This window comes from Huaxiibacter chinensis (assembly GCF_022171985.1).
GTDB lineage: Bacteria > Pseudomonadota > Gammaproteobacteria > Enterobacterales > Enterobacteriaceae > Enterobacter > Enterobacter chinensis_A.
In genome coordinates this window covers 59,342-85,486 of record NZ_JAJVHF010000008.1, presented here as the reverse complement: position 1 = coordinate 85,486, position 26,145 = coordinate 59,342, and the positions used below count along the sequence as shown (strand labels likewise).

The window sequence follows — 26,145 nt, the reverse complement described above, 5'->3', positions numbered from 1 at the left end:
ACTGCTGCTATTCCCTTTTATCTGGCATTGCCCGAACTAAGGAGAGCAGCATGGCCTATCTTCACAGCGTTATCCCCCCCTATATTCTGCGTCGTATTATTGAGTCCGGTTCAGAGCCGCAGCAGCGCTGCGCCCGCCAGACGCTTACGCACGTTCAGTCCCTTATGGCCCATATGCCGGGGAAACCCGCCGCGCCGCACGTGAATAAAGCCGGACAGCTGGAACGCGATATTTATGATGCCCGTCAGCTTCAGGAACTTCCCGGCACGCAGGTGCGTTATGAAGGGCAGCCGTCTAACGGCGATGTCGCCGTCGATGAGGCTTATGATTATTTAGGGATCACGCATGACTTCTTCTGGAAAAATTATCAGCGTGATTCACTCGATAACAAGGGGCTTATTTTGACCGGCACCGTTCACTATGGCCGGGAATATCAGAACGCCTTCTGGAACGGCCAGCAGATGGTCTTTGGCGACGGTGACGGCGAAATATTCAATCGCTTTACCATTGCCATTGACGTCGTGGCGCACGAGCTAAGCCACGGCGTCACCGAGACCGAAGCCGGGCTTATCTATTTCGAGCAATCGGGCGCATTGAATGAGTCATTGTCGGATGTGTTTGGCTCGCTGGTGAAACAGTATCAGCGCAAGCAAACCGCTGACAAAGCCGACTGGCTGATTGGTGAAGGGCTGCTGGCTGAGGGGATCAACGGCAAAGGACTGCGTTCCATGTCCGAACCGGGTACTGCCTACGACGACCCGCTGCTCGGCAAAGATCCCCAGCCCGCGCATATGAAAGATTTCATCAAAACGCGCGAGGATAACGGCGGCGTGCATCTCAACTCCGGCATTCCTAATCGGGCGTTTTATCTGGCCGCGACGGCGATTGGCGGTTATGCCTGGGAAAAAGCGGGTTATGCCTGGTACGACACGGTTTGCGACCGCAACCTGGCGCAAGATGCCGATTTTGACGCCTTCGCAAAACTGACGATTGCCCATGGGGAGAAACGTTCGGGAAGCGAGGTCGCTGCAGCCATTGAACAGGCGTGGAAACAGACAGGGGTACTGTAATGCAGATTCCGGACCTGACGGATGACGCCATCGTTGAGCTGGCGCGAGAAGGCGGCGTCGCCTTTATGCCAAAACTGAGCGGCCAGCGCACCATTGCGCTTTCCGCCCTTACCGAGACGCAGCGTCAGCGGGTGGTGAGCATTCTGGAGCAGGCGTTTCCGCGAGGTCAGCCGCCGGGGGAACCCTCTTCACCCGGCAGGGGCGATCAGCGCTACTTCCGTATTCAGATTATCTGGACGCAGCACAACCAGGCGCAGTATGCCGATATGATTGTGCTCGTCCCGGAACAGGAAGCGCCCGACTCGCTGGTCGAGCTGTGGCAAAAAGGCGAAGGCTGCGTGTGCGATTAAGCGCCCGCGTTGACGAACTCAACGCGCTTTTTCGAAATCAGGCCGTGACCGTTCTGGCAGAAATAGTCGACCGCACCGCAGGCTTTTAATACCTGGAGGGGCTGATGACAGTCCGGGCAACGGGCTTCCAGCGCGATATCTTTATCGCAATGCGAACAGTGGGCGACGCCGTGTTGTGGCTCAAGCTCTGCGTGGCAATCCGGGCAGGTAATCGACATGTTGACTCCTTGACTGGGCATTCGTTTATACGCAGATATTAACACGCAGCGCTCAGTGTGGGCCACGCAGCTGTTGCTGTAAGTTCAGAAGGCGTTCCACTTCGTCTGTCCGGCGACGCGTGGTACGGCTCACCTCTTGCGGGTCCGTTTCAAACAGGCTTTTCTCTCCCAGAATGCGTTCAGCCAGACAGTGGGCGTAAATCGTACCCGGGACAGACCAGCGCTGGACATTTTCACCGTCCCTTAGCGTCAGCACATCCTCTGTACCGCGTCGGTCCTGACTGATGACCCGTCCATCGCGCAGGTAAAACCACAGACCTTTTTTCTCACCCGACGGACCGGCGTATTTGTTGAGCCAGATATCGACGGGGATACCGCTCATTCGCCCTTTAAGGTGCGCCTCCCCTTCTGCCATGGTGAAATCGCCTTTGCGGATGTCGTAGCCCAGCCGATCCCGGGCCGCCACCAGCTCGAGCGTCATATCGTCCTGCCCGCCCAGATAACGAAGCGTTTCACGCAGCATTGCCAGCACATGCGTGCCGATATCCAGAATTACGCCGTCAGGATGGCGCAGCGTTCGGGTGTCCGGTTCGCCGGTGGCGAAGTTTAGCGCGGCAGGTTCCCCATTTGCGTTGTACCCACTTGGCTCCTGCAAAAATCCTTCAATTCTGATGATGTCGGAAAGGGTACTTATCAGCCCGCGCTGAACCGCGGCAATGCGCGCCATCCAGTGGTCGAGGGCCAGCACACGCGCCGCCGCGCCGGGCAGTGCCAGCAGTTTTTTCAGGGTTTGGATTTGAGAAAGTGTGCCCACAACGGGTTTTTCAACGACGATACGCGGGACGGCAGACGCAAGGGCCTGCTCAAGGATAGCAAGATGCTGCAGGGAAGTAGTGGTAATAAACAGAGTATCGAGAGGATGAGAGAGAAGCTCAGCAAGTGACGCGCAACGCGTGATGCCTTCTGGCTTTTTTGCTGGCTGGACATCAAAACCAATACAGCGTACTGATTCGCCAAACAGCGTACGCAGTGCGGGCAGATAGGCCGTTTCAACCACTGCACCCAGACCCACAAACCCTAACAGCATAACTTACCTCGTCGAATACATTACCGGGGCAAACGCCTGCCCCGGTAATGTGATGAGGTTTTATCAGGCGTCAGCGACCGGTTTCGTCTGCACATTTTCCAGCATGCGACGCACCGGAACAATGAGCAGCGTCAGCACAGCGGCACAAATCAGCAGTGCGATGGAGCAACGGGCAAAGAGGTCCGGCAGCATATCCAGTTGGTCCGCTTTAACGTGACCACCAATCAGGCCAGCCGCCAGATTACCCAGTGCGCTGGCACAGAACCACAGCCCCATCATCTGACCACGCATTCTTTCCGGCGCCAGCAGCGTCATGGTCGCCAGACCAATCGGGCTGAGACACAGTTCACCCAGCGTCAGCATCAGGATACTGCCAACCAGCCAGAACGGAGAAACACCCGCCCCGCCATTGCTCAGCACATTCTGCGCCGCCAGCATCATCAGGCCAAAGCCTGCGGCTGCACAGAGAATACCGATCACGAATTTGGTGATGCTGCTCAGGCGAACGTTATTGCGCGCCAGCATCGGCCAGGCCCAGCTAAAGACCGGTGCCAGCAGAATGATAAACAGCGCATTGATCGACTGGAACCAGACGGCCGGGATTTCAAAATCACCGATCATACGGTTAGTGTAGTCGTTAGCGAACAGGTTGAACGAGGTCGGCTTCTGCTCAAACGCAGACCAGAAGAAGGCGGCGGAAACCAGCAGGATAAAGCAGACCAGCAGCCTGGCGCGCTCTTTGCGGTTCAGCCCGGCAAAAACAAACAGGTAGATAAAATAGAGGGCCACGGAGATGGCAATCACATAGACCAGCACGCTGGCTACCGCGACCGGGTTAATGACAATGACGCCCTGCGCAATCAGCGTCACGATAATCGCCACGCCAGCCGCCAGCGCCACTAACCATGCGCCCACGCCTTTTCGCTTCACCACCGGGTTATTCCAGGTGGAGTCGAGGCCCACTTCGCTGTCGTAACGTTTCATCGCCGGAACCGCAAACACACGGAAGATGATTAACGCCACCAGCATCCCGATCCCGCCGATGCCAAAGCCCCAGTGCCAGCCGTGCGACTTAATCAGCCAGCCAGAGATCAACGGCGCGATAAAGGACCCCATGTTGATGCCCATGTAGAACAGCGAGAAACCGCCGTCACGACGCGCATCGCCTTTTTTGTACAAGGTGCCAACCATGACTGAGATACAGGTTTTAAACAGCCCTGAGCCAAGCACAATAAACATCAGACCGATAAAGAACAGGTTGTCGCCCATGATGGCCGAAAGCGCAATCGACAGATGGCCCAGTGCAATCAGTATGGAGCCGTACCAGACTGCTCTCTGCTGTCCGAGCCAGTTATCCGCCAGCCATCCGCCCGGCAGCGCGGCCAGATACATGGTACCGGCAAAGATCCCGACAATCGCCGAGGCATTTTCTCGCGCCAGCCCCATGCCGCCGTCGTAAACGGTCGCGGCCATAAAGAGAATGAGTAAAGGGCGGATACCGTAGAACGAGAAACGTTCCCACATTTCAGTGAAGAAAAGCGAGCCAAGAGGATAAGGATGACCGAAGAAGGTTCGGCTTTCGTTTTTATTAACAGAGGATTGCATAATTCTCCCGAGAAGGTGCGTCGTGTTGCGTGTAAACACCGCGATGTACGCCGGTCAGTTATATATCTGGCCGATTTTTTACAGGCGGCGAAATGTTATTTAACCATTTGATAACCAGACGGCAGTTTTGTCTAGTACCAACCTCGTGACTTTAAGATGAAAATTCGACAATTGTCTACTTTCTTAGATTTTATGTTGGCATTAAAACGATAAAGATTGACTTTAGAAGGCGGAATCGTTTGCCGTTACCGGGCAAAAAAAACCCGCGACGAGCGCGGGCTTTGAGAGAAGCATCAAGGATGCGTTTGATTATTTGCTTTTTTTAATGTGCTTAATCAAACGTTTACGTTTACGCATCTGGTTCGGCGTTAACGTATTGCGCTTATTCGCGAACGGGTTCTCCCCTTCCTTGAACTGAATGCGGATTGGCGTACCCATCACGTCCAGAGATTTACGGAAGTAGTTCATCAGATAGCGTTTATAGGAATCAGGCAGGTCTTTTACCTGGTTACCGTGAATCACCACGATTGGCGGGTTATAACCACCTGCGTGTGCATATTTCAGCTTCACGCGACGACCACGCACCAGCGGCGGCTGATGATCCTCTGCTGCCATCGTCATAATACGGGTCAGCATGGCCGTGCTCTGGCGACGCGTTGAGCTGTCGTACGCTTCACGCACCGATTCGAACAGGTTACCCACGCCACTGCCATGCAGCGCCGAGATAAAGTGAACGCGGGCAAAATCGATGAAGCCCAGACGGAAGTCGAGCATCTCTTTGACCTGCTCTCTGACATCGTTGCTCAGGCCATCCCATTTGTTGACGACGATAACCAGTGAGCGCCCACTATTAAGGATAAAGCCGAGAAGTGACAGATCCTGATCGGAGATGCCTTCACGCGCATCGATAACCAGCATAACCACGTTGGCATCTTCAATCGCCTGCAGGGTTTTGATGACGGAGAACTTTTCGACGACATCGGTGATTTTACCGCGCTTACGCACGCCCGCGGTATCGATCAGGACATATTCGCGCTCGTCACGCTGCATGGGAATATAAATGCTGTCACGCGTGGTGCCAGGCATGTCATAAACAACCACACGCTCTTCACCAAGAATGCGGTTCGTCAGCGTTGATTTACCCACGTTAGGGCGGCCAACGATGGCCAGTTTAATCGGCAGATCCTGCGGATTAAAATCGTCCTCAGGCTCTTCAGCACCTTCAACGCCCTCTTCAAACTGTGCCCAGTAGGCTGCATCTTCGTCCACTTCTTCCTGCGGGTTAACTTCGTCAACCCACGGCAGCAGAACAGTTTCCAACAGGCTGGTCACGCCACGGCCGTGAGACGCAGCGATAGGATAGATGTCACCCAGACCTAACGACCAAAAATCGGCGACGGCCTGATCGGCATCGATACCGTCAGTTTTGTTTGCGACCAGGAAGGTCGGTTTTTCACGGGAGCGCAGGTGTTTTGCGATAGCGGAGTCGGCAGGCATCAGCCCGGCACGGGCGTCCACCATAAAGAGCACCACATCCGCCTCTTCGATTGCCAGCAGAGATTGCTCTGCCATGCGTGTTTCCACTCCGTCTTCCGTCCCGTCAATACCGCCAGTATCGATACAGATAAACTCGCGACCTTCCACTTCAGCACGACCGTACTTACGGTCACGAGTCAGCCCCGGGAAATCCGCTACCAGCGCATCACGGGTGCGTGTTAAACGGTTAAAAAGAGTGGATTTTCCAACGTTCGGGCGCCCGACAAGCGCGACCACAGGTACCATGTTTGAAGCCTCATAAAATTCAAAATAACATCGCAATTACGACGTATTTAAAAATGTCAAAACGGCCCCTGAGTGAACAGGGGCCGTTTAGTATACTACAACCGCAACGATTAACGCGTAATCGCGTATAACGTGCCGTCTTTAGCCTGAATCAGCAATTTACCATCCGCCACGACAGGATCGGTCAGGAAGCCGGAGCTGTCCACTTTATCCTGTGCCACGAAGCGACCCGTTTGCGGGTCAATCCAGTGCATATAGCCTTCGCTGTCGCCAACGACCAGGCTGCCGTTATACAGCGCGGGTGCCGTCAGCAGACGGTGCAGCAGATCGCTTTGCGTCCACATCGTTACGCCGCCTTCGGTGTTGAGTGCCAGCAGACGATCGTTTTGATCAACCAGGTAGATACGGTTGCCGTCAACGATAAAGTCATTCACCGAACCCAGCTCGCGTTTCCACATAATCTGGCCGCTGCGCAGATCCATCGCCGTGAGGTTACCGTTATATGCCAGAGCATACACGACGCCGTTCACGATCACTGGCGTGGTATCAACGTCGCTCAGACGGTCGATCTCAGTTGGACCCGTTGCCTGAGAAATACGTTGCTGCCAGATCATTTGCCCCTGTTCCATCAGCACCGCACTCACGCGACCGTTGTCACCGCCCACGATGGCGGCACCAAATGCGGTTGCCGGAGCGGATTCGCCGCGCAGGGACAGAGCAGGCATATCGAGGTTAACGGTCCATTTCACCGCACCGTCAGCTTCGTTAAGCGCCTGAAGCTGCCCATTGCTGGTGTGAATCAGAACCACGCCATCGCTCACCACCGGGCGAGACAAGGCTTCACCCGCTACGCGAGTCTGCCATGCCACGGAGCCATCGCTGGTGTTCAGGGCATAAACCTGCGCCTTTTCACTGCCAATGTAGACATGCCCGCCGGAGACCGTAATCCCGCCAGACAGCAGTGCCGGCGCACGCGAGAACCAGCCGTCTTTTTCCGCCAGGTTCACCGACCACACTTCTTTGCCATCATCGGCGTTGAATGCGGTAACGGTCCCTTTACGGTCGGCCGCATAAACGACGCTGTCCGCAAACGCAGGGTGCAGGTTGGAATAGAAATCACCGATACCGCTACCGACGGAGGAGCTCCATGCGGTAGAAGGGGTAAACTGGTTTTCAACCGTCGGCAACGGGGACATTTTAACAACATCTTCTTCGCCACTGAACAGTGAACAGCCACTCAATAACGTAACGGAAAGCAGTCCTGGCAGAAGTAATTTACGCAATTGCATTGGGTCCCTCTCAGACGGACAAATTATTGATTTTCATCTGCATCATTTCGCTCAGCGCTGGAGAAGCGTTGCTTTTCACACCCGCTTCCCATGCGTCGCGCGCGCCTTTTTTGTCACCCTTGCTCAGCAATGCTTCGCCGCGCAAATCGGCAACGATGGCTGCAAAGCCTTCGCCCTTAATGGTGTCGAGCGTTTTCAGCGCGTCATCCGCTTTTTTCTGTTGAACCTGAATACGCGCCAGACGGAGATTGATTAACGCTTTCAGATTGTCATCGCTTGCCGCAGAGAGACCCTGCGTCAGCTGTGCAGCCGCTTTATCCAGTTCATTTTTATCAACGAACTGCTGAGCGACTTCTAAAGACGCCAGCGCACCATAGGTATTTTTGTTGTCCGCAGCAAATTTCTCTGCGGCGGTCAGCGTTTGCGGCTGATCGGCGCGAATCGCGCTCACGGTCGCCTCGTAAGACTGTGAGGTACCACGCGCAGAATCCGCCTGGTGGCTGTTCCAGTAGCGCCAGCCAATCAGCGCGCCTACGCCTAAAATGACCCCAACAGCCAGGGCTTTGCCGTTTTCAGCAAAGAAGCGTTTAATCGCATCAACCTGGTCGTTTTCGTTCTCGTACATTTCCACGCTGTCCTTCCCCTTAGCCCAGTAAAGTGCGCAAGTGCGCCGCAACGCCATCCTGCGTTACCGTTGTTTGCTCACCAGAGCGCAGGTCTTTTACGACCACTTCGCTGTTTGCGACTTCGGTCTCGCCCAGCACCAGTGCAATGCTTGCGCCCCACTTATCAGCACGCGCAAACTGTTTTTTAAAGTTGCCGCCGCCGTGGTTGGTCATCAGCTTAACGCCCGGTAACGCATCGCGTACCCGTTCAGCAAGCTGCATGGCTGCAGACTGCGTTTCCGCACCTGAAGCAACCAGGTAAATATCGACAACGGAATCGGCTTTAAATTCCGGATTAACTGCCTGAACCAGCAAAACCAGTCGTTCCAGACCCATCGCAAAGCCAACAGCGGGCGCAGCACGACCACCGAGTTGCTCAACCAGACCGTCATAACGGCCACCGGCGCAGACGGTACCCTGGGAACCCAGGCTGGTGGTCACCCACTCGAAGACCGTACGGTTATAGTAGTCCAGACCGCGTACCAGCCGTTGATTCACGGTATAGGCAATGCCCGCCGCTTCCAGCAGCTTGCACAGGCCCGTAAAGTGTTCACGAGACTCGTCGTCCAGATAATCACCCAGCGCAGGTGCATCGTTCAGCAAGGCCTGAACATCAGGGTTTTTGGAATCCAGCACGCGCAGAGGGTTGCTGTACATACGACGCTGGCAATCCTCGTCGAGCTTCTCTTTGTGCTGCTCAAGGAAAGCAACAAGCGCATCGCGGTAGTTAGCACGCGCTTCAAGGGAACCAATAGAGTTCAGCTCAAGCGCTACATGTTCGGAGATACCCAGCTCACGCCACCAGCGGGCGGTAAGCATGATAAGCTCGGCGTCGATATCCGGCCCCTGCAGGCCAAAGACTTCCACACCCAGCTGGTTAAACTGACGATAACGCCCTTTCTGCGGACGTTCGTGGCGGAACATCGGGCCGATATACCACAGGCGCTGCTCCTGATTGTACAGAAGACCATGTTCGATGCCGGCGCGTACGCAGCCCGCCGTACCTTCCGGACGCAGCGTCAGGCTATCGCCGTTACGATCCTCAAAGGTATACATCTCTTTTTCAACGACGTCGGTCACTTCGCCGATCGCACGCTTGAACAACGGGGTCTGCTCTACAATCGGCAAACGGATTTCGCTGTAACCGTAGCTGCCGAGCACCTGTTTCAGTGTGCCTTCAATGCGCTGCCAGATGGCGGTTTCGCCAGGCAGATAATCGTTCATGCCGCGGATGGCTTGAATGTTTTTTGCCACGTTTATTCTCTTTCTATATACAAAAAAGAACCCATCAAGTGGGTTCAATCATACACGGGAAGCACAAGGCTTCCCATCACGTTATTTTTCAACCTGCTGAATGCTGATGCGCTGCGCTTCATCCAACATGCTGGCTTTGGCGCGAATGCGGGCTTCAAGCTGGTCAATCATGTCATTATTATCCAGACGATCGCGACGAACGCCATCTTCATAGAGACCACTTTTCTTGTTACCGCCGGTGACGCCGAGCGTGGAGACCAGCGCTTCACCCGGACCATTCACGACGCAACCGATGATGGACACATCCATTGGCGTAATAATATCTTCCAGGCGTTGCTCGAGCGCATTCACGGTGCCAATGACGTCAAATTCCTGGCGGGAACACGTCGGGCACGCAATGAAGTTGATCCCGCGCGCACGAATACGCAGCGACTTCAGAATATCGAATCCAACTTTGATCTCTTCCACCGGATCGGCGGCCAGAGAGACGCGCAAGGTATCACCGATCCCTTCCGAGAGCAGAAGTCCCAGACCGATCGCAGACTTCACTGACCCACTGCGCAGGCCACCCGCTTCGGTGATCCCCAGGTGCAGAGGCTGATCGATTTGCTTCGCCAGCAGACGATAAGACTCCACCGCCAGGAATACGTCAGACGCTTTTACGCTGACCTTAAACTGATCGAAGTTCAGGCGATCGAGATGATCCACATGACGCATGGCTGATTCCAGCAATGCCTGCGGCGTAGGTTCGCCGTATTTTTCCTGCAGATCTTTTTCCAGAGAACCGGCGTTAACGCCGATACGGATGGGAATATTTTTATCGCGCGCGCAATCGACCACGGTGCGGATACGCTCTTCGCTGCCGATATTACCCGGGTTAATGCGCAGACAATCCACGCCGTATTCCGCCACCTTCAGCGCAATACGGTAGTCGAAGTGAATATCAGCCACCAGCGGAACGCTGACCTGCTGTTTAATCAGCCTGAAGGCTTCGGCGGCATCCATCGTCGGCACGGAGACACGAACAATGTCCGCCCCCACGCGTTCTAATGCTTTGATTTGATTAACGGTCGCCTCAACATCCGTGGTACGGGTGTTGGTCATCGACTGGACGGCGATAGGTGCACCATCGCCGATCGGCACATTACCAACGTAAATCCGTTTCGATTTTCTACGTTGAATCGGAGCCTGGTTATGCATGAAAAATCTCCCGCGTTGCCCGCTTATTACTGTGCTGCTGATTGTTCGGCATTAACGGTAAGACGCGCAACCTGGTTAGTTCTGATAAAACGGCTCAAATCGACAGGTTTACCCTGGAACTGAATCTGGACCGCTGCTGGAGCGCCGATTTTAAGTTTATACGGCGCCTGTCCGGTTAAATTTAACGCGCCATCTTTACGCTGCAGGCCGCTAAACAGTTTTTTACCCGTCGCGTCGGTGACTTCAAGCCAGCAATCAGCAGAGAAATTCATGACCAGCGCGTTTGGGTCGGCCGCCGCATTGGCGACGCCAGCCTGATCGGTTGGCAGAGGCTGCGTACCCGCTGCGTTATCTGTGCCCGGCGTGGTTGCCGGGGTCGCCGTCGCGGTATCTACGTTTGCCTGAGACGGGGCAACGACCGCATTTTGATCCTGTGCAGGTGCAGTCGCCGGGGTCTGAGGCTCTACAGCCCCCGTGGAATCCGTGGCGGCCGTTTGCGGCTCGGTGGTGGTCGCTGGGCTCTCCGTGGTTAACGGCACGCTTTGCGCGCCGCTATTTGCAGAGTTGTTCAGCTCAGCTGAGGACTGATCGGCCATTGTCGTGATCTCTTCCTGCTGCGCCTTGTGGTTTTGCCACCACCATGCGCCCGTCAGACCAATCACCACAAACAGCACCAGCCAGGTAAAGCTCATCAGCCAGCCATCACGCTTTTTACGGCGTTTACCCAGAGAGAACGTCTGCATCGGTGCAACTTTCGCCGCCCGTACAGGCACCTGCTTTTCCATCATCGGCAGCAGTTCGTTCTCAGGAATATGCACCAGTTTTGCATAAGAACGGATATAACCACGCAGAAACGTTGAAGCCAGATCGGCAGGTGCCTTGTCTTCTTCAATGTTGCGAACCGTGGAGACTTTCAGGCACAAGCGTTCTGCAACGGCTTGTTGACTGAGTCCGAGTTGTTCACGGGCGTTGCGAAGACGAACGCCAGTGGAGAGTGCTTCATTTTGGTCGTGAGTGGCTTCAGTATTCATTCGCTACAACTACTGGTACGTGTAAATTAGGATTGAGGTGCCGGTAAGTCACAATGCCACCCGCACCGCGAAACTTCTGGTCAGTTAACCATAAACAGACAGTATAGGACTGCCAGGCCTATGAAGACAGTTTAGTCCTCGCTAACGGGCTAAACTGTTGTTACGTCGTTACATACTGCCTTAAAGTCGTATGAAACGCACCGTAATTATCATTCAGACACAATGTAATGGCTAATGACCTTCGCTTCCTCTGCACCACGGTGCACAAATGCACCGTGGTTGCCCAGGAATTAAACGGCTTTAACGTCTATCGCTTCACCCTGCATACGCTTACGTAACGTACGCTTGGTACGGTCAATCACTTCCCCGGCGAGCTGCCCGCAGGCGGCGTCGATATCATCACCACGGGTTTTACGCACGATAGTGGTGAAACCGTATTCCATTAACACCTTAGAGAAACGGTCGATACGGCTGTTTGAGCTGCGGCCATACGGTGCTCCAGGGAACGGGTTCCATGGAATCAGGTTAATCTTGCACGGCGTGTCTTTGAGCAGTTCAGCCAGCTGATGCGCGTGATCGGTACCGTCATTAATGTGATCGAGCATAACGTACTCAATCGTTACGCGGCCCTGGTTCGCGTTGGATTTCTCCAGGTAGCGGCGCACGGCAGCGAGGAAGGTTTCGATATTGTACTTTTTGTTGATCGGTACAATTTCGTCACGAATTTCATCATTCGGCGCGTGCAGGGAGATCGCCAGCGCAACGTCAATCATATCGCCCAGCTTGTCCAGCGCAGGCACAACGCCTGAGGTGGAGAGCGTGACGCGACGTTTAGACAGGCCAAAACCGAAGTCGTCCAGCATGATTTCCATCGCCGGAACCACGTTTGTCAGGTTCAGCAACGGCTCGCCCATGCCCATCATCACCACGTTGGTGATAGGACGCGTCCCGGTGACTTTTGCGGCTCCGACGATTTTCGCCGCACGCCACACCTGGCCAATAATTTCAGAGACGCGCAGGTTACGGTTAAAGCCCTGCTGCGCCGTTGAACAGAATTTACACTCCAGCGCGCATCCGACCTGCGAAGAGACGCACAGCGTCGCACGATCGTCTTCCGGGATATACACGGTTTCGACGCGCTGGTCGCCAACGGCAATCGCCCATTTAATGGTGCCGTCAGCGGAACGCTGCTCTTCGACCACTTCGGGGGCGCGGATTTCAGCCACTTCCTTGAGCTTGTTACGCAGGACTTTGTTGATGTCAGTCATGTCATCAAAATCGTCGCTGCAATAGTGATACATCCATTTCATCACCTGATCGGCACGAAACGGCTTCTCGCCCATCTCTTTGAAGAACTCGCGCATCTGCTGACGGTTCAGATCCAGCAGGTTGATTTTTCCATTTTTAGTGGGAACCGCTTCGATGACGATTTCGGAGGTGTTAACTAGTTCAGACATATTATTTCTCGGCCTCGTTGTTACACGTTATGGCCCGTGGAGGGTTGAAAAGAAACGCCCCGGTAAGCGATTTGCTCATCCGGGGCGTTACATTGTACAAAGTCTGGCGCAGGGATGCCACGTTTGCACGCGGCATTTACGAAAAATAAACTTTTTCGCGCGCAGAAATTAGCGCGTGCGAGCGCACACTTCGCCTTCAGCGAAGAAGTAGGCGATTTCACGTGCCGCAGATTCAACAGAATCAGAACCGTGGGTGCCGTTCTCGGTGAAGCTGTCAGCGTAGTCTGCACGCAGCGTACCGGCCAGCGCGTTATCCGGGTTAGTCGCGCCCAGCAGATCGCGGTGACGCTGTACGGCGTTTTCGCCTTCCAGTACGGATACCACGATTGGGCCCGAGGTCATGAACTCTACCAGACCGTCGAAGAATGGACGACCTTCGTGCTCAGCATAGAAGCCGCGCGCCTGCTCAACGGTCAGGTGCAGCATTTTGGTGCCAACAATTTTGAACCCTGCGGCTTCAAAGCGCGCAAAGATGCTGCCAATAACGTTTTTTGCCACCGCGTTTGGTTTGATGATGGAAAAAGTACGTTCAATAGCCATGATTACCTCTGTGATTTGTTCTGTTGTTTTGCATACCGCAGTATGGTGTGGCGCGGATTATAAAGAGCAATGGCGCTATTGCCTATGGATGCAGGTAACATTTTTTTAAAATAAGACGAGTTTTAGCAACAGGCATCAGGAACGCATTCCATGCGCATGATGTTTACAGAGATAACAATGTTCCGCGTCCGGTTCAAGCGCCCAGAATGCACGATGGCATGAGCGGCAGGTCCGCTCACGGGCCGAAAGGTGTTTTATTGCCGAAAGCCCACGCCTCTTTTCGAGCTTAATTGCCTGATGCAGGCATACTGCGGTACAGCCCCCGCAACCGGTACAGGCTGCGGCATCAAGAATAAACGCCCCCGCGTCAAAACGAAGGGCTTTTTCCGGACAGGCCCGCCAGCAGGCGCTGCACATCACACAACGCGAGGCATCAATCGACAGCGCAGCCTCGCTTTGATCAGCAAAGTATTGCCGTACCCGTCTGATGCCAGGCCGCACCGTCGCAGTGTGAACATGCTCGCGCGGAACATGGAACAGGCTGCGTCGGGCAAGGTTAATCGGTACGACGTCTGGCGGCTTTATTCCCCATGTCGCTTCGCCGTAGGCCTTCAGCACCAGGTTGAGCCGTGCAATGGCCAGTAGCCAGAGCTCGTTTTGTTCAGGCGACAGTGCGACAAAGCGGATCCCGTACTCCCGGTGCCAGAGAAGCAGTTCGTTGACCGTAGGGGGCTGGCCTGAGAAGGGCCCAACCAGCGTGTCACCACAGTAGTGCCGCGTGGCGGGTGAAAGGCCTGAGATAGCCTCTGCCGGGCAGACGAACAGGCAGTTGCCACACTGAATGCACATCGACGCATCGATATGCATCCCGCCCTCGATCGGTGAAAAGACCTGCGCAGGGCATTCGCCTGCACAGGTTTTACAGGTGGCGTAACGGAAGCGATGACGGACGCAATGCTGCGTGACCGCCATCGCAGGTTCAAAGGTGAAGTTCACCCTTAGCCAATACTAAAAAAGACGTAGCGCAACATGATTTCGCCAACCACTAACCCAATACTTCCCGCCATGATCGCCAGCCGCTTGTGTTTAAGCAGCCCGACGACAAACACCAGCATTCCCACGACTGACAGGCTCTGGCTCAGCACATGGAAGCCCTGCATTTGCTGCAACAGGGCTACAGGGTGATGCGGCAACGTGACGATGGACGCATCGGCAGCGGCGATCTCCGCCATCCAGAGTGGTTGGACGATCAGGCGAATCAGGACTACCAGCATTGCGATGGCAGCGGCAATCCGTAGCGTCGTGGTTTGACGCGACTCGACGTTATCCATACAGGCAAAGGCAATAACGACAGAGCCGACGATGCCCACGGTGCCGAAAAAGAGGATCAGCGTGTTAAAATGCTGCCACGTCACCACCGACGTGTGCATATAGATTTGCGCCATACAGAAGACATCGATCGCCCCCAGGAATGCCGCCACTACCAGCAACCCTTTCCAGCCCGGTTTTTTTGCCAGTAACAGCAACGACGCCAGCCCCAGGCAAGCCAGATAGAGACTTGCAAAAACAATTTCACGGCTCAGCCATGAACTCCCTACGTGGCGCAGCGCGTTCAGGGCATTAAGCGGATAACCCATATGCAGCGTTGAGGCGATAAGCCCGATACAGGCAAGGGCAAAGGCGGTCGCCGCGATCGGGAACATGCGCAGGCGTGCCGTCTGAGATTGGGGGGCGAGTGCCAGCCAGAGCGTAACGCCCACCGATCCCTGCAAAAACAGCGTAAAAACGAGGAGTGGTAACTCATGCATGACGTTTCCCCTCTTTCTCTGCGCCCTGATGCGCTTTGATGACCAGGTTCGGCTGGGTTATCGCGGAATCCGGTAATCCTTTAACGTCACACAGGCTGCCGTATTTGGCGCGCAGTTCGTCAATCGGACCGAATTTTATCGCTTCCAGAGGACAGGTGGCGACGCACATCGGCTGCTCCCCTTTTGCCTGCAGGTCTACGCAGAAATCGCATTTCGACATTTGTCCGGTCTGCTCGTTAAGCTGCGGCGCGCCATAAGGGCATGACCAGGCGCAATAGCCGCAGCCGACGCACTTGTCGGTATCGACACGCACGATGCCGTCACCGGGACGTTTGTGCATTGCCGTCGTCGGGCAATTTTTGGTGCAGATGGGATCGGCGCAATGGTTGCAGGAGACAGAGAGCGTGTAGGCAAACACGTTATTGATTACGCCGCCCTGCCCGGTTGGGACAAAGCCGCCGCCATTTACCTCGTAAACGCGGCGAAAACGTCGCCCTACCTCAAGGTTGTTTTTATCTTTGCACGCCACCTGACAGGCCTTACAGCCAGAGCATCGGGAAGCGTCGATAAAGAAGCCCAGCTGTTTATCGCTCACCGGCGCGTAATGTTTGAATTGGCTCATGCTTTTGCTACCTCAACCAGCATAGTTTGATGGGAATTCCCTTTCGCCAGCGCGGTGATACGGGCCGAGCTCAGCACGTTGGCACAGCCCCCGCGATCCACGCCCTGTTCATCAGGATGCCACCAGGCTCCAGCCTGCATGGCCACCACGCCAGGGATGATGCGCGGCGTCACTTCTGCCGGAATCTGGCAAATGCCGCGTTCGTTGTGAATACGCACGCTGTCGCCCTGCCTGATGCCACGTTTTTCAGCATCCTGCGGATTGATCCACAGTTTTTGCGTCTGGACTTCAACGAGCCAGGGGTTCGCATACTGGGTAGAGTTTGCGCGATTCTTGCCCTTCCACGTTATCAACTGCAGCGGGAAGGTCTTCGCCAGCGCATCTTCAGGCCCTTCATGCGCAGGAACATAGTGTGAAAGCGCGGGAATTTCCGGATGGTGCATGTCGTAAAGGCGTTTTGAGAAAATCTCGATTTTCCCGGACGGCGTCGGGAACGGGTGGTTTTTCGGATCGCGAATGTTCTCTTCAAAGGCGATGTAAGGGGCGCTTTTGAATAAATGCTGACGGGTCTGCTGCAGCGTCGCAAAGTCCGGCAGATTCTCATCCGGCATGGCCAGGCGGGTTTGCTCCCAGATATGTTCAATCCAGCCTTTTTCATCGCGGCCCTGGCTGAAATCGGCTTCAATGCCTAACTTCTTCGCGACCTCGCGCAGCCAGTCATAGTCGGAACGGCGTTCAAATTCCGGCTCGATCAATTTTTCCGACAGGATCAAATAGCTCGCGGTGCCCCAGGTCTCGCCAATATTCCAGCGCTCCATAAAACTGGTTTCGGGAAGGAGAAGATCGGCATATTTCGCGCTGGGCGTCATAAAGAGATCGCTTGCGACAATGAAGCGGATCTTTGACTCATCTTCCAGCACCCGCGTTGCCTGATGCAGATCGGGGTTTTGATTCGCCAGATAGTTGCCCGCAAGCGAGAAGAGAATACGGATATTGCTGTCCAGCCTGTCGGCCTCTTTTAGCCCCACGTCTGGCGTCACTTTGCTGGCATCGTCTGCGGCCTGTACCCAGTTCATCACTGAAATTTTGGCTTTCACCGGGTTATCGGGCATCTCAGGACCGGCGGCAAATTTACGGTTGGCACAGCCGCCGTAGCCCGCCGCCCAGCCACCCTGAATACCGACGTTGCCGGTAATGCTCGCCAGCAGCGTTGAGCCACGGGCGGTGCGCTCGCCGCAGTTGTGTCGCTGGGGTCCCCATCCCTGAATCAGGGCCGCAGGTTTGGTAGTGGCATAATCTCGCGCCAGCTGACGGATCGTCTGTGCCGGAACATGGGTGATTTTCTCTGCCCACTCCGGCGTTTTGACCACGCCATCTTTTGCGCCGGTCAGGTAGGCCACCAGCGATTCGTTAGCCGGCACGCCCTCAGGCATCGACGCCTCGTCAAACCCCAGGGTGTAACGCGTGATAAAATCACTGTCGTGCAAATTTTCCGTCACGATGACATACATCATCGCATCCATCAGCGCATTGTCAGTGGTCGGCAGAAGCGGGATCCACTGTTCGGCCAGGGAGGACACGGTATCGGAATAACGCGGATCAACAACGATAAAGCGGGTGCCGTTTTGCTTCATCTTCTGGAAGAAATAGTTGCTGTGACCAAAAATAGTCTCGGTGGGATTATGCCCCCACAGGATCACAAGCTTAGTGTCCAGCAGCGTATCGAGCGAGCTTCCGCTGGCGGCCGTACCGTAGGTATAAGGTGTTGCGGCGGCGGTATTGCCCATGCTGACAGAATGGTAGCTCTCCAGATATCCGCCGGTTAAATTCAGCAGACGACGCACCATTTTATCGCCGGAAAAGGTGCCGCCAGACACCGCCGTGCCAACATGGACATAGCGCGATGCCGCACCGTATTGAGCGGTCAACGTTTGCAAATTGCTGGCAATAAGCGTGGTGGCTTCATCCCAGGAAATGCGTTCAAATTTCCCTTCACCACGCTTGCCCACGCGTTTCATGGGATATTTAAGCCTGTCGGGATGATAGACAAACTTTCGGTAAGCTCGCCCGCGTACACAGGCACGCATGACGGGCATGTCCGGATCCAGGGCATTATCGGGCCGCGTGGAAATACGCGTGACGACGCCATCACTGACATGCGCACGAATATCGCATTTTCCGCCGCAGTCAAAGGTGCTGCAGGTTTGCACCACATTTTCCTGGACAGCTTCCGCCGCGACAGGCGCCGTCTCAGCCTGACCGCGTGAGGGCAGAGAGATAAAGGGCAGCGCGACCAGTGCCGAGCTTGCCTGAATAAAGTGGCGTCGCGAGACCGGAGGGAAGACCCCCTCTCCCTTTTTATGAATATCGTTCATCATTCGTTCCTTCAAACAAAAAACTATTTTCGCTTGTACTCAGGAAGGGACGTTTGACGTTTATCAATATAACTCGTAAGGGGGAGAAATCTATATCCGTAATAATAATCACTCACAGATACAGGGTGGTAAATATACAAATAACGAATGAAAATTATTAATTATATTTATTTGCTGAATTATTCCTGACGCATCTCAAAGGTCACGGCAACCGTCTGCCCTTGTTCATCCATCACGACTAACTGATAGCTCCCCGCCGTGCTGAGAATAAGCGTGGTGCCCGAAGTCGCCGCATTAAGGCTCTCGCCATTTAAAAACCACCAGCGACGTCCTTCGCCCCCCGACGTTGAAACGGGCACATGTACGCTGTCCTGACCGGGTAGACGCTTAATAACCGCACCCTCGCGTATCCCCGACAGAATCAGCGGCGCGGCGCCTAAGGCATTCATCGGCGGGCAGGTTTTAGATGCGGCGGGCAGGCGGGCCGCACGCCTCTCGGTTGGGGGCAGCCAGGGTTCAAGCGGCAATGGCCAGACATCCAGCGTTTTCTCCGTTGCATCGGGGCAATCTGCGGCAACACGTTTGCCTTCTTTGTTAAGCCAGATCGGGAAATGTATTCCCCGCGCCCCTTCCTGTTCGGGCAGTAAAAGCGTGGGTGGCTGGCTGCCCTCCAGCAACCAGGTGGCTAATCGGCGGCGGCAATTTTCGCTGCCTTCGGGTAATGCTTGCCCGCCCGGCCAGCAGATCACTCCCCTACTGACGGTCTCAGGACGCGGATCGCGAGGCAATCGCGCTTCGTCAATCGTTGAACGCGACTGAAGCATATTATTGACCTGGTTTAACAGCGGAACCGCGCTGGCAAAACCGAACTGTCCGGCAACCGGCGTCCCGTCCGGGCGGCCGGTCCAGATACCGATAAGATAACGCGCATTGAGCCCCACGGCCCAGGCATCGCGGTAGCCATAACTGGTCCCTGTTTTCCAGGCGAACGGCGCGATCTGCGGCAGTGCGCCGTCCGGTAAAGGCTGCGCTTCGTTGCCCAGAATGCGGCGAATAATCCAGGCCGCGCCAGGCGAAAGTAACGGGCGTTCGATTAAGGGATCGTCAGGCCGCAGCCGGAGCCGCGCCGCTTTGCCGTGACGCGCGAAGGCGCTATAGGCTGCGGTGATATCCGCCAGCCTCGCCCCTGCCCCACCCAGAATCAGGGATAGATTGGGCTGTGCTCCCGCAGGAAGAGTGAGCGGTAACCCGGCATTGCTCAGCAGGCCTGCAAAGCGTTTAGGACCATACGCCTCGAGTACCTGTACTGCCGGTAAATTCAGCGAACGTACCAGGGCTTCACTCATGCTGACGGGGCCATGAAACCCGCTGTCAAAATTGCCCGGCCGGTAATCACCGGTACGCCGTGGCACATCCTGCAGTAACGAGGCCGGATGAATCAGCCCCTCATCAAGCGCCATCCCGTAAATAAAGGGCTTCAGTACCGAACCTGGCGAGCGGATGGCGTTCACCATATCGACGTGGCTGAATCGCGTATCATCCGTGATGTCGACAGAACCGACCCAGCCCCGAACGTTCATCGTGGAATGGTCAACCACGATCATCGCCAGTGAACTGCGCGGAGGAAGCCGCGATTTCCAGTTCAGGGCCAGCTCTTCAAGCTGGCGTTGCAACGAGGCATCCAGCGTGGTGACAATTTTCGTCTCGCGGGTTTTACCCAGCATCATGCGAGAAAAGAGCGGCGCGAGCTGCGGCATTTGTCGGGGGGCCAGCCAGACGGGCTCTTCACGGGACTCTTTCACCTGCTGCGCCGTCCAGACGCCCTGGGTAACCATTCTCTCCAGCACTTTATTGCGCGCGGCTTCCGCCCGTTCCGGCCAGCGGTCAGGGCGTAAACGGCTGGGGGCCTGGGGAAGGACCGCGAGCAACGCGGCTTCAGAGTAGCTTAACTGCGAAGGCGCTTTGCCCAGATAAGCCCAGCTTGCTGCGCCGACGCCCTGAAGCGTGCCGCCAAAGGGTGCCCGGTTCAGGTAGAGCGTCAGGATGTCGCGCTTGGAGAGATGCCATTCCAGCTGGATCGCACGCCAGAGCTGGCGGATCTTGCCGCCAATAGTGCGGGGGTGCGGATCGAGCAGGCGGGCCACCTGCATGGTGAGCGTGCTGCCGCCTGAGACGACTTTGCCGGAGCTGATATCCTGCCAGGCCGCTCGCAGTACGGAAAAAGGATTTACCCCCGGATGATCCCAGAACCAGCGGTCTTCATACTGAATCAGGGCGTCAAGATAGCGCGGCGAGACCTCTTCGAGGGTGACCGGATAACGCCAGATACCGTCGCGATCGGCAAATCGCCAGAGCGGCGTGCCGTTTTCGTCAACCACAACCCGAGCCGGATTCACCTCATGTAAAGGTAATTGCCACAGGCGATCGGCCGCCAGGATGCTGCCCCATAAAATGAGAATCGCTCCCGCCAGCCTTAGCCAGCGGGAGCGCATCAGACGCGATAATGACACGTTATGGAACGACAATCAGCGGGCCACTTGCTGCGCCCGTTGCCCGCCATTGAGGAACGTACATCGATTCGACCATCGGAACCGGTAACTGATAGGTTCCAGGCGTCACCGCACGCGCCAGATACACCAGCGTGACCGTCTGGCCTTCATTCACCGGCACTGCAGCAACGAAGCGGTCGTCGCGGAATTCCATGTGCTGGATGTCCGCCTGTTGCATCTGACTCAACAGGTTTTGCACCTCGCTGCCGCTGTCCTGCAGGCTGGCGCTGCTGCTCGCCAGGTTCTGATTTTCCAGTTCCAGGCCAGCCGGAAGCAAATCGACGACCAGGGCGTCAGGCACGTTTTGCGTCGCTTTCACCTCCAGCCAGACCAGCACCAGCTCACCGCTCTTAAGTGATGAAAGTGATTTGCTGCTGCCGTCGGTCGCCAGAATATGACGTTCAATATGCAGCACGTTCGATGACGGCTGCGGCGCATATTCCGGGTAGCCCGTGCTGTCGAGGCGGACCCACAGCGGTGTCGTGCCGCTATTGGTAACCTGAAGCGCATCCAGACGGTCGCCCGCGACATTCTCAACCCGCGCATTTTCGCCGCTCAGAGCAGTTTCTGACAGGCTGGTGGTGGCCTGCCACGCGCCCGAGAGCGTCTGGAGCGAACGTCCTGCCAGGAACAGCGCGTTGCTCTCCTGGGTGGAGAGCCAGCGCTGGCTGAATGCCTGTTCTGAAAGGGCATTCAGCAAACTGTTCTGCTCCTCAGGCAACAATTTATACTCCTCCAGCAACGAGAGCATCAGCGCATTGTCACGCAGCTGGCTGCCGTAATCGGCCATCCAGCGTTTGCTCTCCTGACGTGGCGTTTTGACGGCAAGATCCAGCGCCAGCTGGCTGCGGGGAGCATCGCCCATGAGTTTCAATGCCATCCCTAACTGCATCAGCGGTAAGCCGGAACCTGCCGTCGCACGGCGTTCCCAGATTTCCCGCAGCGCTCCCAGCGGGGCTTTCTGCTGACGAGCCAGCACCAGCGCAGCATAGACCTGAACGGCAAACTTGCTGGCTGGCGTATCGTCGCTGTAGCGGATCGACATCATGCCCGGATCCTGCAGATAACGCAGCAGGCGGTTATTCGCATTGTTCAGCGCATCCGTTGGTACGCTATAACCCTGCTCGCCAGCGCGAACCAGGAAATCGGTCGTATAGGCGCTGAGCCAGTACTCTTCCGGGCCATTTTTATCCCACAACGCGAATCCACCGTCGTCACGCTGCATTTGCAGCAGGCGGGAGATGCCTACCTCAACGGCGGCACGACGGCTTTCATCCGTATCCCCTTTGATACCGAGCGCATTCAGCTGGGCGGCATTGGTGTAAAGCGACGGGAACAGGCCACTGGTGGTTTGTTCCAGACAGCCATAAGGGTAAGCCTTCAGTTCGCGAATATAGCGCGCCAGGTTAAGCGGGGGTGTACCGCTCAACATCAGTTGCCCCTGCAAAGTCGCCGCAGAGAAGCCGTTAATATGCTGCGACGGCGCGGTCCAGCTTTCTCCTGGGTTCAGCATTGTGCCGGAATTCACGGTTTGTGCCGGGAACGCCGGACGCACGCCAATCTTCCAGCTCTTTTGCTGCGGTGCGAACGTCTCGCCCGGTAGCGTCAGGCCCGACACCTGTGCGGTAATCTCTCCGTCACCATAGCCTTCCTGGGCCCTCACCGGGATAAACAGCGTGGTACGATCGCCTGGCCCCAGCGTGAGGGGACGCGGCTGCGCGCCCTCAAGGGACAGTTGACCGCTTGCCGAAAGCGCCACGTTCAGCGTCTGCGGCTGGTCAGTCAGATTGGTGAGATCCAGCGTTAAGCGGGAGGTATCGCCACTGGCAAGGAAGCGCGGCATGTTTAGCTCTGAAATGACGGGCGCAGCAACAATAACCTTGTTTTCACTGCTGCCGAAATCGTCATCGGTCCAGGCCTGGGCCATCAGACGCAGCTCGCCGTTGAAATCACCAATCGGTAAGTCGATTGTGCCTTCACCGTTGGCATCCAGCGTCACGGGTTGCGCCTGCTGGGCAATTATCGTGACGTGGTTAACCGGCGGTTTACCGCCGCGCTTAAGCTCATCACCATCCCCACCAAAACGCAGGGCCGCCGTACGCCCCTGGCCTTCGATAACCTGTCCGTAAATGTCGTAAATATCCGCCCCGTAGCGTTTCTGCCCGAAGAAGGCTTGCCACGGATCCGGGGTGACGTAATCGGTGATGTTCAACACGCCGCTGTCCACGGCAGAGACCAGCACGTTAACTTTTTGCGGCACCTGGCCGGTTTTCACACTGGCTTTCACCTTCACCGACAGCGTCTGGTTTGGACGCATTTTCTGCGGGTTATCCAGCGCGATCGTCAGGCGGCGATTTTCATCCCCCATCGGGATATGCAGCAGCCCGACCGCCCGCTTCGGCGTGGCGGATTTCGATTTATCGCCGGGGCGAACCACCAGCGTGCTGAGATACAGATCGTGACGCTTCCAGGCTTTATCCACCGGAATGGCTAAATCCAGTCCGTTTGCCGGGACATCGATCTCTTTCCACCACAGCGGGCCTTCACTGGATTCGATCATGGCATAACCTTTACCCGCGGCAGGCGCCGCGATATGCAGGTTAATGGTGTCACCCGGCTGATAGGCCGGTTTATCCAGCTTGAGCATGACGCGATCGGGACGGGCAGCGCCGGTACCGTCGCTGTTATCCTGCCAGCTGTAGCCAGCCCAGAAACGCACGCTGCTGACAGCGCCATCCGGTGCTTTTGCTTCGAGACGATACGAGCCCCACTCCACCGGGAAGGTCACCTTGCCGGTCTCGTCGGCGGCAAGGGCGATCTCTTGCTCCCCTTCCACGAGATCTTTCTGATCAAACTGAGATTCCCAGCCGTCGCCTTCAGACCAGTTCCAGTAATAGTCACGACGCTCACGAATCAGGCGCACCTGCATGCCAGACACGGCTTTTTTCGCCCCACTGGCATCGGCATAGACGAGGTCGAAACTGGCATTGCTATTTTCGTCAACAATAGGCTGATTCACGGTGGTGTCGGTGCGATAGTCGTACACCGCTTTGCTGGCAAACTGCGGGCGGATGCCGGGCAGCGTGTCCGTTGGCCAGATAGCCTGCTCGACACGACGCGTAACCGGACGACCACCCGACTCAAGCAGGCTGGCCTGCAATATCACCTGCAGCGGCGAATGGGTCTCCTTCCACTGGCTTTCAGCGGTCACCTGGCCGCGGCCTTGTTTATCCAGAGCAAGTTGCACCTCATCCAGGCTGCGGCTCAGGTTTTCTTCAGCGATATCACCAAACTGAAAGCCCGGCAGTGCCGTGACGGCCTCGCGCAGCGGGCGCAGGAATAGCTGCCCCTGCAGGGTGTTGCCGCTGGCCGGAGCGCCGTACAGGTAGTAGCCCACCACATCAAAGGCAACGTCATCCTCACGGGAAACCGGTGTTTTTTGCCCGGTCAGATTAAGCGCCATGCGTTCTGGCATAAAATCTTCAACCTGGAAGTCCCACATTCTCTGCTGGTTGTCGCCCGTGTTAGCACGGATGTGCCACATACCGGTTTGCGCACCGCTATCAAGCGGGTAATTCAAGCGATAGAGGCCGTTTTCCGGCTGGCTGACCAGCGTGCGTGCCACCTGTCCATCGGGGCGCAGGACGTCAAGCTTCACCGGTTGATCGGGCAGCGGCTTACCGTCACTGTCGCGAAGCAGACCATTGAGGATCACCGTTTCACCGGGACGATAGAGATCGCGTGGACCAAACATAAAGAACTGCTTGCTGAATCCCGGCGCACCGGCAATGTCGAATTCTGCCAGATCCAGGGCAGGCAGTTTGAGATCCAGCAGCGTTGTCTGGCCGTCTTTACGCGCCAGAAGCAGCGCGGCTTCTTTATCGGTTTCCAGCTTCGCGTGACCGTCGGCGTCGCTGGTTCCTTGCGCCAGCGTCTGACCTTTGTCATTGAGCAGCGATACTTCAATGCCGGATTGCGCAGCGCCGTTCTCAAGGCTTTGGGTGAAGATATCCAGTCGATTATGGTAGCGGTGTGCCGAGAGCCCGATATCGCTCAGGGTAAAGAGCGTGGCGGCATTGCTGTAATTATAATGACCCGCCTGGTTCATGACGGCGATATAAACACCCGACTGCTGCAGCGGTTTAATGTCGCGCAGCGGCAGAAGCAATTTTTCGCGGGTATTACGGGCAGGATTCAGATCGAAACGTCCGGTATAGACCAGGTCCGCCATCTTGAGCAGATTATCCGACTCCCAGTTAGACAGGGAACTGCGGTACTCCCACTGGCTGACAAAAGCCGCCAGCGATTCAGGCTTCACGCGATAGAAATTCACATCAACATTATTGACGTTAAGCGCCATCACCGGCAGCCCTTCCACCACTTTACCCGGCAGCAGCGACCCCCGGCTGGCAAATCCTACGGTCGGCTCAATATCACGCGTGGTCAGCGTTTTTTCAACGTTGCTGCCAAACGCGGTTTTATTTAAGGCCTGTAGAGCGCTCTCAACCGTTACGATCAGATTGCGGTTCGGCTCAAGATGACGCAGGCGCAGCTCTTTAAGGTTAGGGGCAAGTTCCCATGCACCGTCCACCTTTCCGCTTTTTTTATCCACGACATGAACCGTTTTGGCGAAATCCTGTTCGGGATTCAGGGGGATAGAAAAAGTTAATACCAGTGTCGAGGCCCCCTCTAGCTGGACTTCGGATGCATCCAGCAAAGTGAGGGTTTTTCCCTGACTTTGTGCCGCCAGTTTCGCCAGCCTTTCAGTATCAGGTTTAGCGGGGGTTTTCTGAACGGCTGCGGGTGTATCCGACGCAGCCGGCGCCGCAGCCTTCGGTTTTTCGTCGTTATTATCACAACCGGTAAGCGTAAATGCGGTGAGTAGCGCAAGCGAAAGCGCAGCTAAACGAAACGGTTTCATCCTTTATCCCTGGCCCGTGGAGCCTGTTGATCGTCATCCGGATAAGTATTATCCGCAAGTTTCATTATTTCCAAAGTCCAATTTGAGAATATGAGAAATGCTTTGCATCTGAGCACAGAACGGTGCCGGGCGAGTGATATCGCGATCACAACCTAAAAGGTTACATGTTACCTTCAGAGTCATTTGTTTTTAAAACAATAAGATAGATAGCGACTTTCCTTCATAGCCTGCTAGTTTTAATGCACAGACGCACCCTGAGTGC

General features: G+C 55.9%; 19 protein-coding genes. 2 read left to right on the top strand and 17 right to left on the bottom strand.

Translation table 11 applies throughout. From position 1 onward, the window contains the following. Window positions 1-50: 50 nt before the first annotated feature. Together LZP96_RS17290 and LZP96_RS17285 are read left to right on the top strand one after the other, a co-directional pair. Window positions 51-1,070: a M4 family metallopeptidase gene (locus tag LZP96_RS17290; protein ID WP_064326973.1), complete on the top strand. Its 1,020-nt coding sequence runs from the start codon at window positions 51-53 to the stop codon at window positions 1,068-1,070. Beyond that, on the top strand, window positions 1,070-1,420 hold the full coding sequence (locus LZP96_RS17285) for a protealysin inhibitor emfourin (protein ID WP_064326974.1): 351 nt from the start codon (window positions 1,070-1,072) through the stop codon (window positions 1,418-1,420). Before LZP96_RS17290 ends, LZP96_RS17285 begins: the two co-directional genes overlap by 1 nt. Here LZP96_RS17285 and LZP96_RS17280 read toward each other — a convergent pair. From LZP96_RS17280 to LZP96_RS17200, 17 genes are all read right to left on the bottom strand, one after another. Then, on the bottom strand, window positions 1,417-1,638 hold the full coding sequence (locus tag LZP96_RS17280; protein WP_064326975.1) for a zinc ribbon domain-containing protein: 222 nt from the start codon (window positions 1,636-1,638) through the stop codon (window positions 1,417-1,419). The genes LZP96_RS17285 and LZP96_RS17280 overlap by 4 nt on opposite strands. A 52-nt stretch (window positions 1,639-1,690) precedes the next feature. Further along, window positions 1,691-2,725 (bottom strand): Gfo/Idh/MocA family oxidoreductase, encoded by a 1,035-nt coding sequence (locus tag LZP96_RS17275; protein WP_064326976.1) that lies wholly within the window; start codon window positions 2,723-2,725, stop codon window positions 1,691-1,693. A 63-nt stretch (window positions 2,726-2,788) separates the two neighbouring features. After that, complete coding sequence (locus LZP96_RS17270; protein ID WP_064326977.1) at window positions 2,789-4,330, bottom strand: peptide MFS transporter; 1,542 nt, start codon at window positions 4,328-4,330, stop codon at window positions 2,789-2,791. A gap of 309 nt (window positions 4,331-4,639) precedes the next feature. Continuing rightward, on the bottom strand, window positions 4,640-6,112 hold the full coding sequence (gene der, locus LZP96_RS17265) for a ribosome biogenesis GTPase Der (RefSeq protein ID WP_064326978.1): 1,473 nt from the start codon (window positions 6,110-6,112) through the stop codon (window positions 4,640-4,642). Window positions 6,113-6,222: 110 nt separating this feature from the next. Further along, window positions 6,223-7,401 (bottom strand): outer membrane protein assembly factor BamB, encoded by a 1,179-nt coding sequence (gene bamB / locus LZP96_RS17260; RefSeq protein WP_064326979.1) that lies wholly within the window; start codon window positions 7,399-7,401, stop codon window positions 6,223-6,225. Window positions 7,402-7,411: 10 nt separating this feature from the next. Further along, on the bottom strand, window positions 7,412-8,032 hold the full coding sequence (locus tag LZP96_RS17255) for a YfgM family protein (RefSeq protein WP_064326980.1): 621 nt from the start codon (window positions 8,030-8,032) through the stop codon (window positions 7,412-7,414). A gap of 13 nt (window positions 8,033-8,045) precedes the next feature. Continuing rightward, a complete protein-coding gene (hisS, locus tag LZP96_RS17250; RefSeq protein ID WP_064326981.1) occupies window positions 8,046-9,320 on the bottom strand; it encodes a histidine--tRNA ligase in 1,275 nt (424 codons plus the stop codon). Window positions 9,321-9,401: 81 nt separating this feature from the next. Beyond that, window positions 9,402-10,520 carry a flavodoxin-dependent (E)-4-hydroxy-3-methylbut-2-enyl-diphosphate synthase gene (ispG, locus tag LZP96_RS17245; protein WP_064326982.1) on the bottom strand — a complete coding sequence of 373 codons (1,119 nt, stop codon included), beginning with the start codon at window positions 10,518-10,520 and terminating at the stop codon, window positions 9,402-9,404. A 26-nt stretch (window positions 10,521-10,546) separates the two neighbouring features. Then, window positions 10,547-11,551, bottom strand: a complete 1,005-nt coding sequence (gene rodZ / locus LZP96_RS17240) for a cytoskeleton protein RodZ (protein ID WP_064326983.1) — start codon at window positions 11,549-11,551, stop codon at window positions 10,547-10,549. Window positions 11,552-11,841: 290 nt separating this feature from the next. After that, a complete protein-coding gene (gene rlmN, locus LZP96_RS17235) occupies window positions 11,842-13,008 on the bottom strand; it encodes a dual-specificity RNA methyltransferase RlmN (protein ID WP_064326984.1) in 1,167 nt (388 codons plus the stop codon). Window positions 13,009-13,176: 168 nt separating this feature from the next. Then, on the bottom strand, window positions 13,177-13,608 hold the full coding sequence (ndk, locus tag LZP96_RS17230) for a nucleoside-diphosphate kinase (RefSeq protein WP_064326985.1): 432 nt from the start codon (window positions 13,606-13,608) through the stop codon (window positions 13,177-13,179). A gap of 135 nt (window positions 13,609-13,743) precedes the next feature. Continuing rightward, window positions 13,744-14,604: a 4Fe-4S binding protein gene (locus tag LZP96_RS17225; RefSeq protein ID WP_374230138.1), complete on the bottom strand. Its 861-nt coding sequence runs from the start codon at window positions 14,602-14,604 to the stop codon at window positions 13,744-13,746. 2 nt (window positions 14,605-14,606) lie between these two features. Beyond that, window positions 14,607-15,416 carry a dimethyl sulfoxide reductase anchor subunit family protein gene (locus LZP96_RS17220; RefSeq protein WP_064326986.1) on the bottom strand — a complete coding sequence of 270 codons (810 nt, stop codon included), beginning with the start codon at window positions 15,414-15,416 and terminating at the stop codon, window positions 14,607-14,609. Further along, window positions 15,409-16,038, bottom strand: coding sequence for a DMSO/selenate family reductase complex B subunit (locus LZP96_RS17215; protein ID WP_064326987.1), 630 nt, complete (start codon window positions 16,036-16,038; stop codon window positions 15,409-15,411). Before LZP96_RS17215 ends, LZP96_RS17220 begins: the two co-directional genes overlap by 8 nt. Then, entirely contained in the window at window positions 16,035-18,413 is a 2,379-nt protein-coding gene (locus tag LZP96_RS17210) for a DMSO/selenate family reductase complex A subunit (protein WP_064326988.1), read from the bottom strand. The genes LZP96_RS17215 and LZP96_RS17210 overlap by 4 nt, the downstream gene beginning before the upstream one ends. 179 nt (window positions 18,414-18,592) lie before the next feature. Next, complete coding sequence (pbpC, locus tag LZP96_RS17205) at window positions 18,593-20,905, bottom strand: peptidoglycan glycosyltransferase PbpC (RefSeq protein WP_374230143.1); 2,313 nt, start codon at window positions 20,903-20,905, stop codon at window positions 18,593-18,595. Between the two features lie 19 nt (window positions 20,906-20,924). Further along, entirely contained in the window at window positions 20,925-25,883 is a 4,959-nt protein-coding gene (locus LZP96_RS17200; RefSeq protein WP_064326990.1) for an alpha-2-macroglobulin family protein, read from the bottom strand. Between the last annotated feature and the right edge of the window lie 262 nt (window positions 25,884-26,145).

Coding starts and splice junctions, on each gene's coding strand:
- LZP96_RS17290 (WP_064326973.1), top strand. CDS start 51: ATGGCCTATCTTCACAGCGTTATCCCCCCCTATATTCTGCGTCGTATT.
- LZP96_RS17285 (WP_064326974.1), top strand. CDS start 1,070: ATGCAGATTCCGGACCTGACGGATGACGCCATCGTTGAGCTGGCGCGA.
- LZP96_RS17280 (WP_064326975.1), bottom strand. CDS start 1,638: ATGTCGATTACCTGCCCGGATTGCCACGCAGAGCTTGAGCCACAACAC.
- LZP96_RS17275 (WP_064326976.1), bottom strand. CDS start 2,725: ATGCTGTTAGGGTTTGTGGGTCTGGGTGCAGTGGTTGAAACGGCCTAT.
- LZP96_RS17270 (WP_064326977.1), bottom strand. CDS start 4,330: ATGCAATCCTCTGTTAATAAAAACGAAAGCCGAACCTTCTTCGGTCAT.
- der (WP_064326978.1), bottom strand. CDS start 6,112: ATGGTACCTGTGGTCGCGCTTGTCGGGCGCCCGAACGTTGGAAAATCC.
- bamB (WP_064326979.1), bottom strand. CDS start 7,401: ATGCAATTGCGTAAATTACTTCTGCCAGGACTGCTTTCCGTTACGTTA.
- ispG (WP_064326982.1), bottom strand. CDS start 10,520: ATGCATAACCAGGCTCCGATTCAACGTAGAAAATCGAAACGGATTTAC.
- rodZ (WP_064326983.1), bottom strand. CDS start 11,551: ATGAATACTGAAGCCACTCACGACCAAAATGAAGCACTCTCCACTGGC.
- rlmN (WP_064326984.1), bottom strand. CDS start 13,008: ATGTCTGAACTAGTTAACACCTCCGAAATCGTCATCGAAGCGGTTCCC.
- ndk (WP_064326985.1), bottom strand. CDS start 13,608: ATGGCTATTGAACGTACTTTTTCCATCATCAAACCAAACGCGGTGGCA.
- LZP96_RS17220 (WP_064326986.1), bottom strand. CDS start 15,416: ATGCATGAGTTACCACTCCTCGTTTTTACGCTGTTTTTGCAGGGATCG.
- LZP96_RS17215 (WP_064326987.1), bottom strand. CDS start 16,038: ATGAGCCAATTCAAACATTACGCGCCGGTGAGCGATAAACAGCTGGGC.
- LZP96_RS17210 (WP_064326988.1), bottom strand. CDS start 18,413: ATGAACGATATTCATAAAAAGGGAGAGGGGGTCTTCCCTCCGGTCTCG.
- pbpC (WP_374230143.1), bottom strand. CDS start 20,905: ATGCGCTCCCGCTGGCTAAGGCTGGCGGGAGCGATTCTCATTTTATGG.
- LZP96_RS17200 (WP_064326990.1), bottom strand. CDS start 25,883: ATGAAACCGTTTCGTTTAGCTGCGCTTTCGCTTGCGCTACTCACCGCA.